At 62.2% G+C, this 15409-nt stretch carries 21 protein-coding genes; 9 read left to right on the plus strand and 12 right to left on the minus strand.

Annotated elements, in window-relative coordinates:
- The first annotated feature begins 64 nt into the window (after nt 1–64).
- The 3 genes from AC1DLV_RS21890 to AC1DLV_RS21900 all read left to right on the plus strand — a co-directional run bounded on the left by AC1DLV_RS21890 (nt 65) and on the right by AC1DLV_RS21900 (nt 2709).
- On the plus strand, nt 65–913 hold the full coding sequence (locus AC1DLV_RS21890) for a MetQ/NlpA family ABC transporter substrate-binding protein (protein WP_476802170.1): 849 nt from the start codon (nt 65–67) through the stop codon (nt 911–913).
- Nucleotides 914–986: 73 nt separating this feature from the next.
- Entirely contained in the window at nt 987–2072 is a 1086-nt protein-coding gene (locus tag AC1DLV_RS21895) for a methionine ABC transporter ATP-binding protein (RefSeq protein WP_476802171.1), read from the plus strand.
- Nucleotides 2053–2709 (plus strand): methionine ABC transporter permease, encoded by a 657-nt coding sequence (locus tag AC1DLV_RS21900; protein ID WP_476802172.1) that lies wholly within the window; start codon nt 2053–2055, stop codon nt 2707–2709. Before AC1DLV_RS21895 ends, AC1DLV_RS21900 begins: the two co-directional genes overlap by 20 nt.
- 2 nt (nt 2710–2711) lie before the next feature.
- On the opposite strand, the gene AC1DLV_RS21905 is transcribed toward AC1DLV_RS21900, so the two are convergent.
- From AC1DLV_RS21905 to AC1DLV_RS21915, 3 genes are read right to left on the minus strand one after another with little or no spacing between them, the layout of a single operon-like run.
- On the minus strand, nt 2712–4124 hold the full coding sequence (locus AC1DLV_RS21905; protein WP_476802173.1) for an ATP-binding protein: 1413 nt from the start codon (nt 4122–4124) through the stop codon (nt 2712–2714).
- Between the two features lie 54 nt (nt 4125–4178).
- Nucleotides 4179–4898 (minus strand): response regulator, encoded by a 720-nt coding sequence (locus tag AC1DLV_RS21910; RefSeq protein ID WP_476787127.1) that lies wholly within the window; start codon nt 4896–4898, stop codon nt 4179–4181.
- The gene (locus AC1DLV_RS21915; protein ID WP_476787126.1) at nt 4888–5418 is read right to left on the minus strand and encodes a MarR family winged helix-turn-helix transcriptional regulator; all 531 of its coding nucleotides are present in this window, start codon (nt 5416–5418) and stop codon (nt 4888–4890) included. The genes AC1DLV_RS21910 and AC1DLV_RS21915 overlap by 11 nt, the downstream gene beginning before the upstream one ends.
- Nucleotides 5419–5657: 239 nt before the next feature.
- Between AC1DLV_RS21915 and AC1DLV_RS21920 the strand changes: the two genes are divergently transcribed.
- From AC1DLV_RS21920 to AC1DLV_RS21930, 3 genes are all read left to right on the plus strand, one after another.
- Nucleotides 5658–6551: a branched-chain amino acid aminotransferase gene (locus AC1DLV_RS21920; RefSeq protein ID WP_476802174.1), complete on the plus strand. Its 894-nt coding sequence runs from the start codon at nt 5658–5660 to the stop codon at nt 6549–6551.
- Between the two features lie 150 nt (nt 6552–6701).
- A complete protein-coding gene (locus AC1DLV_RS21925; RefSeq protein ID WP_476785679.1) occupies nt 6702–6992 on the plus strand; it encodes a hypothetical protein in 291 nt (96 codons plus the stop codon).
- Between the two features lie 135 nt (nt 6993–7127).
- Nucleotides 7128–7769 (plus strand): MBL fold metallo-hydrolase, encoded by a 642-nt coding sequence (locus tag AC1DLV_RS21930; RefSeq protein ID WP_476802175.1) that lies wholly within the window; start codon nt 7128–7130, stop codon nt 7767–7769.
- A gap of 71 nt (nt 7770–7840) precedes the next feature.
- On the opposite strand, the gene AC1DLV_RS21935 is transcribed toward AC1DLV_RS21930, so the two are convergent.
- The 3 genes from AC1DLV_RS21935 to AC1DLV_RS21945 form a co-directional block, all read right to left on the minus strand.
- Nucleotides 7841–8272, minus strand: coding sequence for a BA14K family protein (locus AC1DLV_RS21935; RefSeq protein WP_476802176.1), 432 nt, complete (start codon nt 8270–8272; stop codon nt 7841–7843).
- 203 nt (nt 8273–8475) lie between these two features.
- Nucleotides 8476–8688 carry a cold-shock protein gene (locus AC1DLV_RS21940; protein ID WP_018428999.1) on the minus strand — a complete coding sequence of 71 codons (213 nt, stop codon included), beginning with the start codon at nt 8686–8688 and terminating at the stop codon, nt 8476–8478.
- A gap of 290 nt (nt 8689–8978) precedes the next feature.
- The gene (locus AC1DLV_RS21945; RefSeq protein ID WP_067959476.1) at nt 8979–9191 is read right to left on the minus strand and encodes a cold-shock protein; all 213 of its coding nucleotides are present in this window, start codon (nt 9189–9191) and stop codon (nt 8979–8981) included.
- Between the two features lie 429 nt (nt 9192–9620).
- On the opposite strand from AC1DLV_RS21945, the gene AC1DLV_RS21950 reads away from it, so the two are divergent.
- Nucleotides 9621–10127 (plus strand): Kazal-type serine protease inhibitor domain-containing protein, encoded by a 507-nt coding sequence (locus AC1DLV_RS21950; RefSeq protein WP_476802177.1) that lies wholly within the window; start codon nt 9621–9623, stop codon nt 10125–10127.
- Between the two features lie 136 nt (nt 10128–10263).
- On the opposite strand, the gene map is transcribed toward AC1DLV_RS21950, so the two are convergent.
- The 5 genes from map to AC1DLV_RS21975 all read right to left on the minus strand — a co-directional run bounded on the left by map (nt 10264) and on the right by AC1DLV_RS21975 (nt 12966).
- Entirely contained in the window at nt 10264–11055 is a 792-nt protein-coding gene (gene map / locus AC1DLV_RS21955; RefSeq protein ID WP_476802178.1) for a type I methionyl aminopeptidase, read from the minus strand.
- Nucleotides 11052–11264 (minus strand): ParD-like family protein, encoded by a 213-nt coding sequence (locus AC1DLV_RS21960; RefSeq protein ID WP_476802179.1) that lies wholly within the window; start codon nt 11262–11264, stop codon nt 11052–11054. Before AC1DLV_RS21960 ends, map begins: the two co-directional genes overlap by 4 nt.
- 204 nt (nt 11265–11468) lie before the next feature.
- The gene (locus tag AC1DLV_RS21965; RefSeq protein WP_476802180.1) at nt 11469–11858 is read right to left on the minus strand and encodes a DUF1801 domain-containing protein; all 390 of its coding nucleotides are present in this window, start codon (nt 11856–11858) and stop codon (nt 11469–11471) included.
- A gap of 4 nt (nt 11859–11862) precedes the next feature.
- Nucleotides 11863–12678 (minus strand): transporter, encoded by an 816-nt coding sequence (locus AC1DLV_RS21970; protein WP_476802181.1) that lies wholly within the window; start codon nt 12676–12678, stop codon nt 11863–11865.
- A 108-nt stretch (nt 12679–12786) separates the two neighbouring features.
- Complete coding sequence (locus AC1DLV_RS21975; RefSeq protein WP_476802182.1) at nt 12787–12966, minus strand: hypothetical protein; 180 nt, start codon at nt 12964–12966, stop codon at nt 12787–12789.
- A 107-nt stretch (nt 12967–13073) separates the two neighbouring features.
- Between AC1DLV_RS21975 and AC1DLV_RS21980 the strand changes: the two genes are divergently transcribed.
- A complete protein-coding gene (locus tag AC1DLV_RS21980) occupies nt 13074–13982 on the plus strand; it encodes a LysR substrate-binding domain-containing protein (RefSeq protein WP_476802183.1) in 909 nt (302 codons plus the stop codon).
- Nucleotides 13983–14056: 74 nt separating this feature from the next.
- Nucleotides 14057–14755: an aspartate/glutamate racemase family protein gene (locus AC1DLV_RS21985; RefSeq protein WP_476802184.1), complete on the plus strand. Its 699-nt coding sequence runs from the start codon at nt 14057–14059 to the stop codon at nt 14753–14755.
- 3 nt (nt 14756–14758) lie between these two features.
- Here the strand turns inward: AC1DLV_RS21985 and AC1DLV_RS21990 are convergent, their stop codons facing one another.
- Nucleotides 14759–15373, minus strand: coding sequence for a DUF502 domain-containing protein (locus AC1DLV_RS21990; RefSeq protein WP_476802185.1), 615 nt, complete (start codon nt 15371–15373; stop codon nt 14759–14761).
- Nucleotides 15374–15409 lie beyond the last annotated feature (36 nt).

The following is a 15409-nucleotide window of genomic DNA, read 5'->3' on the forward strand; positions in this document are numbered from 1 at the left end:
ATGGGCAAGCTTCGCTACCTGCGGAGCGAGCCATCCTCCCATCGGCGCTCAGCGAGAGTTCAAAATGACCGAGATCACCAAAACCCACTTCCATCAGCGACCGGCCAGCCGGCGCACGGCACTTGCAGCACTTTTGGCGTCCGTCGTCACCGTCATCGGCTTCACCTTGCCGCATCAGGCATTCGCGGAAGACAAGACCGCGATCAAGGTCGGCATCATCTCCGGTGAGGACGAGGATGTCTGGCGCGTGGTCAAGGCCGAGGCCGCCAAGCAGGGGCTGACTGTCGAGACCGTAGTGTTCAACGACTACACCCAGCCCAACGAGGCGCTGGAGCGTGGCGACATCGACGCCAACGCCTTCCAGCACCAGCCTTATCTCGACAACCAGATCAAGACCCAAGGCTACCATATCACTCCGGTTGGCTACACCGGGCTATGGCCCATCGGGCTCTATTCCAAGAAGCACGCCAAGCTCGAAGACCTGCCGGAAGCCGCAGTGATCGGCGTGCCCAATGACCCCTCCAACGAGGGCCGGGCGCTGCGCGTGCTTGCCAACACCGGCGTCATCAAGCTGAAGGATGGCACCGGCATCCTGGCGACCATCGCCGACGTCGTGGAAAATCCCAAGAAGTTCGAGATCAAGGAACTTGATGCCGGTATCGTCGGCCGTTCGGTCGAGGACCTCGATGCGGCCGTGGTCAACACCGATTGGGCGCTGAAGAGCGGGCTGAGCGCTGAAAACCGCATCTCGCAAGAACCTGTGGCCGACAATCCCTACCGCAACTTCATCGCGGTCAAGACCGGCAACGAGAACGAAGACTGGGTCAAGAAGCTGGTCGCAGCCTACCAGAACGAGACCGTCAAGGCCGAGTTCGACCGCGTCTACAAGGGCACCGGCGTCAGCGCCTATTGATCGCCTCAAGGGCTTTAGCACAGGCGGCTCGCTTTTTTGGCGGGCCGCTTTTCCACATTGTCAGGGGATTTTCATGACCCAGCATTTTGCGACCATCGAAGGCGCGCTGCCGCTTGCCCACGATGCGCCAGCCGACGACGTCATCCGCCTTGTCGACCTCAAGCGCCGCTTCGGCGAAACGGCGGCGGTGGACGGCGTGTCGCTGTCCGTGCGCAAGGGGGAGATCCTTGGCATCATCGGTCGCAGCGGCGCCGGCAAGTCGACGCTGATCCGCTGCCTGAACGGGCTGGAGCGGCCCGACGCCGGGCAGGTGTTCATCGAAGGCCGCGAGATATCAGGCTTGAGCGAGCGCGAGTTGCAGCCGCTGAGGCGGCGCATCGGCATGATCTTCCAGCATTTCAACCTGCTGTCGGCAAAGACCGTTGAGGAAAACGTCGTTCTCCCCCTCAAGATCGAGGGCCGCCCCAAGGCCGAGCGTCTCAAGCGCGCCACCGAGTTGCTCGAACTCGTCGGCCTCTCCGACAAGGCAAGTGCTTATCCGGCGTCGCTGTCGGGTGGCCAGAAGCAGCGTGTCGGAATTGCGCGTGCGCTCGCCGCGCGCCCGGCGGTGCTGCTTTCAGATGAGGCGACATCGGCGCTCGACCCCGAGACGACACGCTCGATCCTGTCGCTGCTCAAGGACATCAACCAAAAGCTCGGGCTGACCATCATGCTCATTACGCATGAGATGGAGGTGATCCGCAGCATCGCCGACCGCGTGGCGGTGATCGATGCAGGCCGTATTGTCGAGCAGGGGCCGGTGTGGTCGGTCTTCGCTGACCCAAGGTCAGAGGTGACGCGCAGCCTGTTGGGCGGCATCCGTCCGCAACTGCCTGAACATTTGGCGGCCCGGCTTCGCACCAGCGGAGACGAAGCGATCCTGCGTGTCGATATTTCTGGTGAAGCGGCGCGCCGTCCGCTGTTGGCCGAACTGGCGACGTCGATCCCTGGCCAGTTCCGCCTGATCCATGGCGGCATCGATCATATCCAGGGCGAGCCGGTGGGCACCTTGTTTGTCGGCGTCACCACTGCAACCGGCGTCACTGCGACTGCCGTCGAAATCTTGAATGCCCGGGGTGCGCGGGTGGAGGTGCTTGGTTATGTCTCAGACGATGTTTGACCTGCTGCTGCGCTCGCTGTGGGAGACGGTGCTGATGACGGCGGCATCGGGGCTGATCTCGTTGCTGTTTGGCCTGCCGCTGGGACTGGCGCTTGTCGCTACCGACCGGGGCGGTATCGCCGAGCAGCGTTGGGTCAACCGCATCCTTGGCGCCGTGGTCAATGGCCTTCGGTCGGTGCCCTTCATCATCCTGCTCGTTGCGCTCATTCCGCTGACGCGGCTGATCGTCGGAACTTCGATCGGCACCTGGGCGGCGATCGTGCCGCTTTCGATTGCCGCCACGCCCTATTATGCCCGCATCGCCGAGGTGTCGCTGCGCGAGGTCGACCGTGGTTTGATCGAGGCCGTGCGCGCCATGGGCGGCGGCCGCTGGGCGATCATCCGCGAGGTGCTGGTGCCCGAAGCGTTGCCCGGCATCGTCGCCGGCTTCACGGTCACGCTGGTGACCCTGGTCGGTGCATCCGCCATGGCGGGCGCCATCGGTGCGGGCGGGCTCGGCGACCTTGCCATCCGCTACGGCTACCAGCGCTTTGAAACGGCGGTGATGATCGCTGTGGTGGTCGTGCTAATCGTCCTTGTCTGCGGCATCCAATGGATCGGCGACCGGTTGGTGGCGCGGCTGGATCACCGCGCCTAGCTTTATGCAGGCACGCGGATCATGGCGCGCAGGCCGCCCAGCGGGCTGTCGCTGAGCTTGATGTCGCCGCCATGGCTGCGCGCGATATCGCGGGCAATGGCTAGACCAAGCCCGGTGCCGGTCGAATCGAGATTGCGCGCCTCGTCGAGTCGGTAGAACGGCTTGAACACCTCTTCGCGCTTTTCCTCGGGAATGCCGGGGCCATTGTCGTCGACCATGACCACCAGCATGCCGCGATCATGAATGGCCTTGACCTCCACTTCCTTGGCATAGCGGAAGGCGTTGCCGACGACGTTCTGCAACAGGCGGGTGAAGGCGTTGGGGCGGACGTGCACTTCGGGCTCGCCGACAAGCGTCACCTTGAGCTTGCGCTTGCGCAGCCGGGCTTCCTCGCCAAGCTTGTCGAGATAGCTGGTGAGATCGAAGCGGCCGGGGTCTTCCGACGCCTCGCCACGGGCGAAGGCGAGATAGGCTTCGAGCATCGACTGCATGTCGTCGACGTCCTGGCTCAGCGCTTCGCGGTCGATCTTGCTGCCTGACAAGGCTAGCTGCAGCTTGAAGCGTGTCAGAATGGTGCGCAGATCGTGGCTGACGCCGGTCAGCATCGCCGTGCGCTGGTCGATCTGGCGTTCGATGCGCTCGCGCATCTGGATGAAGGCAAAGCCAGCGCGCCGTACTTCCTCGGCACCGCGCGGTCGGAAATTGGGCGGCATCGGCCGGCCCTTGCCAAAGCTTTCGGCGGCCTCGGTGAGCTGCAGGATCGGGCGTATCTGGTTGCGCAGGAAAGGAATGGCGATGGTCAAAAGCACCAGCGACGTGCCCACCATCCACAGCAGGAAGATGTGGGTGTTGGACGCATAGGCCTGGCTGCGGCGGACGAAGACACGCAGCACCTTGTCGTTGAGCTGAACGCGCACCTCGACGATATTGGAGTTGCCGACGGTGTCCAGCCAGAACGGCCTGTTGATCTGCCTGCGGATTTCCGTCGAAAGCGCCTGATCGAGGATCGAAAAGAACGGCTTTGGCCCAGGTGGGGGCAGGGGATCGGGCGGCAGCAAGTCGATCTTCAGCTGCATCCGGTCCTGGGCGATGCGGATGATCTGGGCGTAGTTGTCGGGCTGCGGGAAGGTGTCGAGCAGGTCGATGATGGCGGCGATGTCGCGCGTCACCGCCTGCGACAGGCGAACCGTCACCGTCTGCCAGTGGCGCTCCATGAAGACGAAGGCGACGACCGATTGCAGCAGGATCATCGGGGTGATGACGATCAGCAACGAGCGCGCATAGAGCCGCTTTGGCATGTAGATCGACACACGCCGCCAGAAGCGGTTCCAGCTTCTGGGCACAGCCGTCAGTGCACGCCAAGCGCGTGTTCCGAGGCTGCCTCCGCCAGGCCGTTCCATGTCAGTGGTTGCCATCCGCCATTCCGTTCGCCACCGGCCGGATTGTGCTCCGGCCGCCCTTCGGCGATCCTATTCCACGCTGAGCCGATACCCAATACCGCGTACCGTCTGTAGCCAGACGGGGTTGGCCGGGTCGCGCTCGATCTTGCGCCGGAGGCGGTTGATCTGGACGTCGATTGTGCGTTCGCCGACTTCGGAATCGCCGGTTACCAGCTCATGGCGGGGGATGGTCTCGCCGGCGCGCGCGGCGAAGATGGCAAGAATTTCCTGCTCGCGGTCGGTCAGCTTGAGCGCTTCGCCACCACGCTTGAGTTCGCGGCGCGCGATCTGGAAGGTGTAGGGCCCGAACACCAGCTGCTCGGCCTTGGGCGTCGTCAACGGGCCGCCGCGCCGCAGGATGTTGTTGATCCTGAGGATCAGCTCGCGCGGATCGAAGGGCTTGGGCAGATAGTCGTCGGCGCCAGCCTCGAGGCCTGTGATGCGGCTGTCGGTTTCCGACAGTGCGGTCAGCATCAGGATCGGCACGTCCTTTTGGTCGCGCAGCGACTTGGTCAGTTCGATGCCGTTTTCGCCCGGCATCATCACGTCGAGGATGAGGAGGTCGAAATCGAGCCCGGCGAGTTTGCGCCGCGCCTCGTCGGCGTTGCCGGCGACAGTTACGCGAAAGCCGTTCTCGGTCAGATACTGCTTGAGCAAGTTGCGGATACGCGTGTCGTCGTCGACGACGAGCAGATGCGGAGCATCGTCGCCCAACGTGGCCGGATTGGCCGTCTTGTCGTTATTCTCCATGGTCTTTCCCCGGCGTGTTTCCGGGCAGATGATCAATCTGCGCCCTTAATTCAGGATTGACCATCGCCTTGAGGAATCTTTCGACCCAGGCGCGTTCGGTCTCTCCTGCGCCTTCCAGTGCAGCATCGATGCGGCGTGACTGTGGCCGCGCCAGCGCCAGTGTCAGGGTGCGGCCCTTGTGGGTGGGGTAGAGCTCGCGCTGGCGGCGGTCGCGCGGCCCCTGGACCTGGATGATGTATCCGGCATCGATCAATTGCTTGAGTACACGCGCCAGGCTTTGCTTGGTGATCTTGAGCACGTCAAGCAACTCGGCCACCGTCAGCCCCGGCATGCGGTTGACGAAGTGCAGAACGCGGTGATGGGCGCGGCCGAAGCCGTACTCGGCAAGTATCTGGTCCGGGTCCGACGTGAAGTCGCGATAGGCGAAATACATCAGCTCGATGATCGAGAAGTCGATGCCCTCATCTGCCGTCACCGCGGTGCGGATCGGTTGGGCGGCTGCGCCGCTACGTTGTGCCATAGAATTCCTGTCCGTCAATTTATGTCAGCACTGTTGACATAAATTAGGTGCGATGGTAATTTTTGCCAAGCTTTTCGGCAGATTGCGAACGAAAAGGCAAGGTACGGTGGTTTTTTCCGAAACATCGTGAGTTTGCTTTGGTGTTCTAGCCCGCCGACGCTTTATCCGGCAGGCCCCTTACGGGCCATTAAGAACGATACGAAACGATAGGCAGGCCGCCGCCTGCGGGAAGGTTTATCATGGCATCCGTTCCTTTTGACCAACTCGATGGATTCATCTGGATGAACGGCGAGTTCGTCCAATGGGCCGACGCCAAGATTCACGTACTAACCCATGGTTTGCACTATGCAAGTGCAGTGTTCGAAGGTGAGCGCGCCTATGGCGGCGAGATCTTCAAGCTCACCGAGCACACCGAGCGCCTGCATGAATCGGCCCGCATCCTCGGCTTCAAGATCCCTTATTCGGTGGCCGAGATCGACGATGCTTGCCGCGAACTGCTGAAGAAGCAGGGCTTCATGGACGCCTATGTTCGTCCGATCGCCTGGCGTGGCAGCGAGATGATGGGCGTTTCGGCGCAGAACAACCGCATCAACTGCGCCATCGCGATCTGGCAGTGGCCGAGCTATTTCGATCCGGCGCAGAAGCTCAAGGGCATTCGTCTCGACATCGCCGAGTGGCGCCGCCCCGACCCGCGCACCGCACCTTCGAAGTCGAAGGCATCGGGTCTCTACATGATCTGCACCATGTCCAAGCATGCGGCCGAGGACAAGGGTTACGCCGACGCGATGATGCTCGACTGGCGCGGCCAGGTGGCTGAAGCAACCGGCGCCAATATCTTCTTCGTCAAGGACGGCAAGATCCACACGCCGACGCCGGACTGCTTCCTGGACGGCATCACCCGCCGCACGGTGATCGGTCTTGCCCGCGATCGCGGCATCGAAGTGATCGAACGCGCCATCATGCCGGAAGAGCTGGCCGGTTTCGAGCAGTGCTTCCTCAGCGGCACGGCGGCCGAAGTGACGCCGGTTTCCGAGATCGGACAGTACCGATTCGAGGTTGGCGAGATCGCCAAGACGCTGATGAACGACTATTCGGCCGCGGTTCAGCCCAGGCACGCGATTGCCGCTGAATAATAAACAAATTCAATGGCTTACAGTATGGAAGGGGCGGTTTTCAAACCGCCCCTTTTCGTTGCGTAAGGTCATATTTGACTTTCGCCGATTTCGGCGTCTGATGTTGACGTCGGCATTATGAGGGCCGGCATGCAATTGGAGGGAATTGTTATGGAATCGCTTCTTCCGATCATCATACAAATTGTCACCGGCGTAATTGGTGGACAGGCAGTAGGCGCGGCAATCACGACGGCAGCGATGGGGCAGGTGACCAAGCTGATCGCCGGTGGCGTCGGCGGTATCGCAGGCGGTCAGATCCTCGGCAGCCTTCTCGGCGGTGCGGCTGATCCTGCAACGGCGAGCGCCATGAGCGGGATCCTGAGCAATGTGGTTGGTGGTGCTGGCGGCGGCGCCATCTTGACTGCGATCGTGGGCGCAGTCATGGGCGCAATGAAGAAGTAAGTTCATTTCAGACAGAATTCGGATTGGGCGGCTTCGGCCGCCCATTTCATTTTTGGGACGGGTAAACGACGTGAGCGCAGTGGACGAGCGGCCTGTGTGATCCTATGTCGGGGGCAAAGATCAGAAAGGACAGCCATGGGACAGCTCAATGCCGGGATCGTGCCGGTCACACCCTTCCAGCAGAACTGCACGATCCTCTTTGACACCGACGACAAGACCGGTGTGGTTGTCGATCCAGGCGGCGATGTCGAAACCATCCTGTCGGTGCTGAAGGATAACGGCATCACGATCACGGCGATCTGGCTGACCCATGGCCATATCGACCATGCCGGCGGGGCGATGGAACTCAAGGAAGCGCTCGGCGTCGACATCATCGGCCCGCACGAGGCCGACAAGCCGTTGCTCGACAACCTGGTGACGCAAGCCCAGAAATTCGGCATGGGCGGCTCGGTGCGCAATTGCGTGCCAGACCGGTTCCTGACCGAAGGCGAGACCGTCTCGTTTGGAACCCATGTCTTCGAGGTGCTGCACTGCCCCGGCCATGCGCCCGGCCACGTCGTCTATTACAACCGCGACGCGAAGTTCGCGCATGTCGGCGATGTGCTGTTTCAGGGTTCGGTCGGCCGCACCGACCTCTATGGCGGTGACCACGACACGCTGATCCGCTCGATCAAGGAAAAGCTCCTGCCGCTTGGCGACGACATCGGCTTCATCTGCGGCCATGGCCCGGGCAGCCGTTTCGGCGACGAGCGCCGCAGCAACCCCTATCTCGTCTGAAGCGTAGCTCCTCTCACCAAAGAAAACGGCGCCAACCTTTGATGGTGGCGCCGTTTTTTATCAGTTCAGCATCAGTTGGCGGCGCAGAAGCGCGCAACGCCATCATAGCCGACGAAGGTGCCGCTGCGCGGGTTGAAGCTGCGGTAGCGGTCCGAGCAGTACTGGTACCATTCGGGCGTCCAGGGCTCCATCCCATAGCCGCCGCTGGAGTAGACCACGCGACGCTGCGGTGCCGGCTGGTAATAATCCTGACGATAGACGCGGCGCGGCTGGGGCTGCTCGTAGTAATCATCATAGACCGGCTGCGAGCGATTGGCGCTGCCAGCGATGACCGCACCGGCGATCAGGCCGAGCGCGCCGGCGGCGACGATTGCGCCGGTGTTGTCGCTGTGGCCGTGATCGTAGCGGCGCCAGCGCTCACCAGCCTCGGCCGCGGGCAGGGCGGCGAGCGTGGTGGCAGCAACGGCTGCCGAAAGAACGAGGGTTTTGATGGTGCGGTTCATGTCGGTCTCCTTCGCCGCCTGGCCCGTATCAAGGCCGGAAATTAGCGTCGACAATATGTCTAAGGGAGCGAGCCTGAACGCAGCCTGAACGAATTTTCAGGCGAGGAGCCGAACTGAACAACGCCACCACCCGCCAAGCGACGCGGCGGCGAAACAGTCGAGCAATGGGGCCGGGGCATGGAGCTCCGGCCGTTTGACTGGGCTCAGCCGACGGTCAGATTGACCGCCTTGGGACCCTTGCCGCGCTTGTCCGGCTCGGTGTCGAAAGAAACCTTCTGCCCATCCTCAAGACCGGGAAGGCCCGACGCCTGCACGGCCGAGATGTGGACGAAGACATCCTTCGCCCCGTCGTCCGGCGTGATGAAGCCGAAGCCTTTGGCATGATTGAAGAACTTGACGGTGCCGGTCTGCGGCATGGGGAACTCCTCTGATCCCATCAATTCCAGTCTTCGAGCCGGCAAATGCCCGAAGTAGAAATTTGTCGTTCATTTTTGGATCATCGGCAAGCAAAAGTTTTGCGCCCCAGCGGCGCTCAAAAGCCGTACGTCGCCGGGTTTTCATGGCCCCCGGGCAACGTTTGGCGGCGCAACTTCCGATATGCAGATCGACCGGGCAGGCGGCAAAACAGCGCCGAGCGTGGCGTCAAAAACAAAGGGCGCGACGGTTGCCCATCGCGCCCTTCGTCAATCGATGCAAACTGGCGAGATTAGCCCGCGCGGAGGTTGACCGCCTTAGGACCCTTGCCCATACGGTCGGGCTCGACGTCGAAGCTGACCTTCTGGCCGTCGACGAGCGTGCGCAGGCCCGAAGCCTCGATAGCGGAGATGTGGACGAAAACGTCCTTGGCGCCGCCATCCGGCGTGATGAAGCCGAAGCCTTTGGTTGCGTTGAAGAACTTTACGGTACCGGTCTGGGTCATTGGGAGAACTCCTTCACCCGTTCAGTGGTCTGGACCTGCCATCCGCCTGGCGTCGGCGGCAAGTCGGTGGTTTTGCTTGGCGGTCATGCATTTGCGCACGATTAAACCCCCCGCCGAGTCACGGGGTCGTCAGAGATTCACAGTATCGGGGAAAGGGTCGTGCAAAACGTTCCAGTCTCCGGGTCAGCAAACGCCCGAACTGACTCTGATATTGCACGGAAACGTGTAGGTTGCAAGATGTCGCAGTCGATCGCGCCGACACCTCGCAGCATCGCATTCATATATGACAATTCTAAAAGCGCCATTGGCCAGATTGCCGCGTCCGCTGGGGCAGCTTGGAGACGGATTGATATCGTTGACAGAATCGCCAGGATCGGGGCAGGGGCTGAAACAATTCCCGCAGGGGCGGGAATGAGAGGGAATATATCCATGACGTTTTCGGCAAAGACCTTTGCACGAAAAGCAACTGTCGCCTCGTTGCTGTCGCTGATGCTCGCATCCTGCGTTGTGGTGGATGAGGGCCCCGGACCAAGGCCGCTGCCGCCCCGTCCGGGTCCTGGCCCGCAATTCTGCACCCGCGAATATGACCCGGTCTGCGCGCGCCGGGGCAATGAGAGCCAAACCTTCGCCAATCCCTGCATGGCCGAAGCTGCGGGCTTCCGCATCGTCCGTGGCGGCGAGTGCCGTGGCAGCGGCGGTGGCAGTGGCGGTGGCTGGAACGGCGGCGGTGGCGGCTGGAACGGTGGGGGCGGCGGCTGGAATGGCGGTGGCGGGAATGGCGGCGGTGGTGGCTGGAATGGCGGTGGCAATCAGCAGTTCTGCACCAGGGAATACCGGCCGGTCTGCGGCCAGCGCGGCGGCACGCTGCGCACCTTCCCCAATGCCTGCGAGGCTGATTCCGCCGGCTTCCGCGTCGTCGACCAGGGGCAGTGCTAAGACCATCTGACCACCTCCCGGCAGAAGCTGCCGCGAGGTTCTTGTCGATGGTGACAAGTTCGCCGTTTCGACGGTCGAGCTTTGCCGACGAGGCAAACCGATCGCGTTCGTAGGCGAGCAATACCGCCCGGAGGGGCTACGCGCCTACGGCGCGCATCGTGGCGGCGAACTGTGCTTCGTCCGGGCGCAATGTCAGCACGCGGACGCCGTCATCAGTGACAGCAACCGTGTGCTCGAACTGTGCGGAGAGCTTCTTGTCCGCGGTGACAACGGTCCATCCGTCATCCTCAGTTCGAACAGTCCTGCGCCCCTGGTTCAGCATGGGCTCGATGGTGAAGACCATGCCCTCTCGCAGCATAAGGCCGGTGCCCGGCTTTCCGTAATGCAGCACTTGCGGTGCTTCGTGCATCTCGCGCCCGATGCCGTGACCGCAGTATTCCCGCACGACCGAATAACCGTTCCGCTTGGCGTGCGACGCAATGGCGAAGCCGATGTCGCCAAGCCTTGCGCCCGGGTGCACGGCGCGGATGCCCTTCCACATGGCTTCATAGGTGGTGCGAACGAGCCGCCTCGCCATGGGCTCTACATTTCCGATGAGGAATGTTTTGCTGGAATCCGCGATATAGCCCTGCTTCTCGAGCGTGATGTCAAAATTGACGATATCGCCGTCCTGTAAAACCTCGTCCCTCGACGGCACGCCGTGGCAGACGACCTCGTTCCTTGAACTGTTCAGCACGAAGCCATAGCCATACTGGCCCTTGCTGGCGGGCCGCGCGCCGAGCTGATCGACGATGAATGCCTCGACGAGGTCGTTGACCTGCAGGGTGCTCAATCCGGCGAGGGGTTGTCCATCCAGATGCGCGAACACCGACGCGAGCAGACGCCCCGACTCCGCCAGCAGCTCAATTTCGGCCGGAGTCTTCGTCATGCCGCCGCAGCTGAAAGATCAGGTGCGTCGACGCCCGCCTGCTTCAGTTCACGTGCCACAAGCTCTTGGAAAGTGAGGCCCGGGTTCAGCTCGCAGAGCATGCCGATCTTGATCCAGAACGCCGCCTGGGCGTTGATCGATCGAAAGGACGCCTTGCTCGCCCGGCGCAGCTGCTCATGCAGCTCATCTTCGATATTGACGATACCCATTGTGCATTCCTGAATATACGATTCGTTTATGTTTCATATATTCCGATTTGGGGCGTGGCAAGTGGTTCGCAGGCAGCCGTCCTGCGTAATCTCGACAAGCTCGGGCCACATGGCGGATGCCGTGCATGGCTCCTTCGCGCAGGATGGTAAAACCGTGCGTCCTGCCATTCGCCCGCTGGTGTCGCTTTGGGGAGCCGCGTCAGATCATCGGGCTTTGGACTTGTTCAGGGCCACGGCTGAACGTATCAGCGCCTTGAAGGCGTCTTCATCCACTTCAGCGCCTTCGTGGATATCTATCGCGCGCCTCGTGTTGCCCTCAAGGCTGGAGTTGAACAGGCCGGAAGGGTCCTCGAGCGAGGCGCCCTTGGCGAATGTCAGCTTCACGGCGCTCTTGTAGGTCTCGCCGGTGCAGATCATTCCATCGTCATACCACACCGGAACTCCTCGCCACTTCCACTCCTCGATGACGCCGGGGGCCGCCTGCTTGATGAGAGCGCGGACATGGGCGAGCGTCTTGCCGCGCCAGTCGTCCAGTTCCTTGATCTTGGCGTCGATCAGCTGGGAAGGGGGCTCGGTCGTTGCGCTCTTTTTCATATTGTCACTTCGGAAACAGGAACGTCACCGCCGTGCGGAAGCCAAAGCCGTCCGGTCCGCTGTCCGGGGTCTCGGCCCAATAGCGCACGCCCGCCATCAGGCTGATCGGCTGCTTGTTGAGCACGATGAGCTTGGAGACTGTGAAATTGATCGGCACCGACCACTCCGAGGCCTCCCAATTGTAGGTGCTCTCGGTGTTCAGCGCGAATGTCCAGGCATCCTTGGTGGTGTAGGAAACGAAGGGCTGCAGGAAAGTCGAACTGATGTTGCTGCGGTCATCGTCGCCGGCGAAGGACCAGATGTGGTTGGCGAGGATGCCTACGGTCCAGGGGCCCGTCTGTTTGAGCGCGACTGCGGTCGGGCCCGCGCCCCATTTCTCTCCGCCGAGCATATCGTCGGTCGCGGTAGGGATCAAAAAGGCCGGGCCGACACCCCAGATCATACCGCTTGGGCCGGGTGCCTTCGGTGAAAAGAACAGGCTCTGGGTGATGTCGCCGAGGCCGAACTGGCTACCCGATGCGCCTGCGACGTCATTTTGCCAGGCGACCGGCAGGATCGTCCTCGAAATGACTTCCCAATTGTCGTTCAGCGAAAACGGGATGACGGGCTGGATGTTGACATAGGCCTTGTCGCCATCGTTCGGACCGTAACCGCTGTCGTAGTTGAACTGGAACGGAACGCTGATCATCGAAGCGATCGGATTGGACAGCTTCTTTGCCAGATCCGAGGCGTCCTGCGCCAGGGCCGCGTTCGTCAGAACGGCGAGGGGCAGAAAAACCGCCGCGACCCGTCCCGCTACCCGATTGGGAATCAAGAACATGCTCACCTCTCCGCCCGCGCCCTTCGCCAAACATCTCTCGTTGGGTGAGGAGCGTCAATAGAGGGCCATCGTAGGCGAGCGACTGCGATTTCCACCGATGACCGGTTCCTACCTGACCGATCCCGCCGGTTGCTTTCCGTCGAGGTAGCCCAGGTCGCGGTTGAGGTGATCAGACACGTCGCGTGGGTCGAATTGGGCGCGGCGCCGGCTGCGGCCGCTGCTTGTCATCAACAATGTAAGCCATGTCTGGAGCGGGCCGAGCGAGGCGGCAAGGGGCGTGACGTTCATCTGACAAAGTTCCGATAGTCAAATTTCATTGAGGGAGTATCGCCACCTTCGCTTTGTTTTTGCTATGAATCCAATTCAACCTCGGAAGGTAGGCATAAGGAAAACTTATGGCGATTAATCAGCTGCCGCCGCTCACGGCCATACGCGCGTTTGAGGCGGCAGCACGCCTCGGCAATTTCACCAAGGCGGCGGAGGAGCTTGGCACCACGCAAGCGGCGGTCAGCTACCAGATCAAGCTTCTCGAGGAGCGCGCCGGCACGCCGCTGTTTTTGCGGCGACCCAAGCAGACCGTGCTGACCGATGCGGGCAAGGCGCTGGCACCCAAGGTGAGTGCCGCTTTCGAGATGCTGGGCGACGCCTGGGGCGAAACGCGCGGCGGGGCGCGGGGAGTGCTGGTGGTGAGTACCTTGCCGACCTTTGCCGCGAGCTGGCTGGCGCACCATCTCGGCGCGTTCCAGATGGTGCAGCCTGACCTGGCGGTCCGGCTGGAGACCACGACCCGCAGCACCGATTTCAAGTCGGAGGAAGTCGACGTCGTTATCCGCAGGGACTACGGGCACTTTCCGCGGGGGCTTGCAGGCCATCTTCTGGTGCCCAGCGACTTCGCGCCGATGCTCAGCCCGAAGCTTGCGGCGACCATTGGCGGCGTCAAGGAGCCGGCGGATTTGCTCAAGCTGCCGCAGATCGATCCCGGCGACATCTGGTGGCGTGCCTGGTTCGAAGGTGCCGGGTGGCCGACCGATGCGCTGCCGAAACGCCAGGCGCCGAAGATGGGCTCGCAGGCCTATGAGGCGATCGCGGCGATTGCCGGCCGTGGCGTGGCGATGCTGACACCGGTCTTCTACAAGCAAGAGCTTGCCAGCGGCGCGCTGATCCAGCCATTCGACCATGTCGGCTCGGACGGCTCCGGCTTCTGGCTGGTCTATCCCGAGGAGCGTCGCAACGTTCCCAAGATCAAGGTTTTCCGTGAGTGGATACTGGCGGAGGTCGAGCGGACGCTCGGGACGGCCGGATAACGCGCTCCCTTGCGGTCGCAAGGTCGGGCGGGATAGAGCGATGGTCGCATCGAGCTGGCGGAGGAGGCTATTAAATGGCGCAGAAGGTGATTGGTCTGCTGGGCGGCCTGAGCTGGGAAAGCTCGGCCGAATATTACAGGATCATCAACGAGCAGGTGCGCGAGCGGCTTGGCGGGCTGCATTCAGCACGGCTGTTGATGTGGTCGTTCGACTTTGCCGAAATCGAGGCGCTGCAAAGTGCCGATCGCTGGCAAGAGGCGACTGTCGAGATGATCGACGCCGCGCGGCGGCTGGAGCGCGGCGGGGCGGATTTCGCCGTCATCTGCTCCAACACGATGCACCGCATGGCCGATGAGGTGCAGGCGGCGATCAACATTCCGCTGCTGCATATCGCCGACCCGACCGCCGCACGGATACGCGCGGCGGGCCTGCGCCGCGTGGGCCTTTTGGGCACCGCCTTCACCATGGAGCAGGATTTCTACAAGGGCCGGCTTGTCGAACAGCACGGGCTGGAAGTGCTGGTGCCCGAGGCTGACGACCGGGCGGTTGTGCACCGCATCATCTATGACGAGCTGGTGCAGGGGCGCATCGAAGCGTCGTCGCGGAAAGCCTATCGCGAGGTGATTGCACGACTGGTTGCGCGTGGTGCCGAGGCTGTGATTTTGGGCTGCACCGAGATCATGCTTTTGGTCGGGCCCGAAGACAGTGCTGTGCCGCTGTACGATACCACCGCGATCCACGCAGAGGCGGCGGTCGAGATGGCGTTGTCCTGACCCTCAGGCCAAGCTTGCCGGCAGTGTCAGGTCCGCGTTCCGCAACGCGCCAGCGGATCCGATGCCGATGTGCTTCACGATCGTGGCGGCCTGGACCATGGTGATATCAAGAGGGCGGACACGGTCGGCTGGAAAATACATGACGTTGCCGGACAGCGGCGTCGGCGCCTGGGGCAGGAAGACAGCGACCCAGCCATTGCCGATCTCTTCGACGAGATAGCCGATCTGCCAGCCTTCCTCGACGCTGACCAGGGCCGGTTTCAGGCCTTGGGAGTTTTCGAATTGCATGAGGCCTTCGGCCATGGTCCGGACCATCCGATAAGGCGGCAGGCCGCCGATCAGGGAATGATCGACCCAGCCCGACATGCGCGTTCCCATACGCGTCCGGGCGACCATGCCGGCCATGAAAGACACCACGACCAGTGCCAGCACGCCCAGTGTCGTGACGATGCTGAAGCCTGCCACCGCACCCATCTGGTCCAGTTTCAGGCTATGCGATATCGGCTCGACAAACTGATGCGCCAGTTTCAAGGCGTGGCCCAGAACGAGCGAAATCACGACGACCGGGAGCAGGAATATGATCCCGCCGACAAGTGTCGTCTTGAGGAAGTTGGTCATGCGCTGCCTCCGGTCTGAATAGGGCTGCAACGTAGA

This window comes from Aminobacter sp. 01T433 (assembly GCF_056398585.1).

Bases quoted from the DNA above. Each gene is read 5' to 3' on its own strand.
- AC1DLV_RS21890 (WP_476802170.1), top strand. From the start codon at position 65: ATGACCGAGATCACCAAAACCCACTTCCATCAGCGACCGGCCAGCCGG.
- AC1DLV_RS21895 (WP_476802171.1), top strand. From the start codon at position 987: ATGACCCAGCATTTTGCGACCATCGAAGGCGCGCTGCCGCTTGCCCAC.
- AC1DLV_RS21900 (WP_476802172.1), top strand. From the start codon at position 2,053: ATGTCTCAGACGATGTTTGACCTGCTGCTGCGCTCGCTGTGGGAGACG.
- AC1DLV_RS21905 (WP_476802173.1), bottom strand. From the start codon at position 4,124: ATGGCAACCACTGACATGGAACGGCCTGGCGGAGGCAGCCTCGGAACA.
- AC1DLV_RS21910 (WP_476787127.1), bottom strand. From the start codon at position 4,898: ATGGAGAATAACGACAAGACGGCCAATCCGGCCACGTTGGGCGACGAT.
- AC1DLV_RS21915 (WP_476787126.1), bottom strand. From the start codon at position 5,418: ATGGCACAACGTAGCGGCGCAGCCGCCCAACCGATCCGCACCGCGGTG.
- AC1DLV_RS21920 (WP_476802174.1), top strand. From the start codon at position 5,658: ATGGCATCCGTTCCTTTTGACCAACTCGATGGATTCATCTGGATGAAC.
- AC1DLV_RS21925 (WP_476785679.1), top strand. From the start codon at position 6,702: ATGGAATCGCTTCTTCCGATCATCATACAAATTGTCACCGGCGTAATT.
- AC1DLV_RS21930 (WP_476802175.1), top strand. From the start codon at position 7,128: ATGGGACAGCTCAATGCCGGGATCGTGCCGGTCACACCCTTCCAGCAG.
- AC1DLV_RS21935 (WP_476802176.1), bottom strand. From the start codon at position 8,272: ATGAACCGCACCATCAAAACCCTCGTTCTTTCGGCAGCCGTTGCTGCC.
- AC1DLV_RS21940 (WP_018428999.1), bottom strand. From the start codon at position 8,688: ATGCCGCAGACCGGCACCGTCAAGTTCTTCAATCATGCCAAAGGCTTC.
- AC1DLV_RS21945 (WP_067959476.1), bottom strand. From the start codon at position 9,191: ATGACCCAGACCGGTACCGTAAAGTTCTTCAACGCAACCAAAGGCTTC.
- AC1DLV_RS21950 (WP_476802177.1), top strand. From the start codon at position 9,621: ATGACGTTTTCGGCAAAGACCTTTGCACGAAAAGCAACTGTCGCCTCG.
- map (WP_476802178.1), bottom strand. From the start codon at position 11,055: ATGACGAAGACTCCGGCCGAAATTGAGCTGCTGGCGGAGTCGGGGCGT.
- AC1DLV_RS21960 (WP_476802179.1), bottom strand. From the start codon at position 11,264: ATGGGTATCGTCAATATCGAAGATGAGCTGCATGAGCAGCTGCGCCGG.
- AC1DLV_RS21965 (WP_476802180.1), bottom strand. From the start codon at position 11,858: ATGAAAAAGAGCGCAACGACCGAGCCCCCTTCCCAGCTGATCGACGCC.
- AC1DLV_RS21970 (WP_476802181.1), bottom strand. From the start codon at position 12,678: ATGTTCTTGATTCCCAATCGGGTAGCGGGACGGGTCGCGGCGGTTTTT.
- AC1DLV_RS21975 (WP_476802182.1), bottom strand. From the start codon at position 12,966: ATGAACGTCACGCCCCTTGCCGCCTCGCTCGGCCCGCTCCAGACATGG.
- AC1DLV_RS21980 (WP_476802183.1), top strand. From the start codon at position 13,074: ATGGCGATTAATCAGCTGCCGCCGCTCACGGCCATACGCGCGTTTGAG.
- AC1DLV_RS21985 (WP_476802184.1), top strand. From the start codon at position 14,057: ATGGCGCAGAAGGTGATTGGTCTGCTGGGCGGCCTGAGCTGGGAAAGC.
- AC1DLV_RS21990 (WP_476802185.1), bottom strand. From the start codon at position 15,373: ATGACCAACTTCCTCAAGACGACACTTGTCGGCGGGATCATATTCCTG.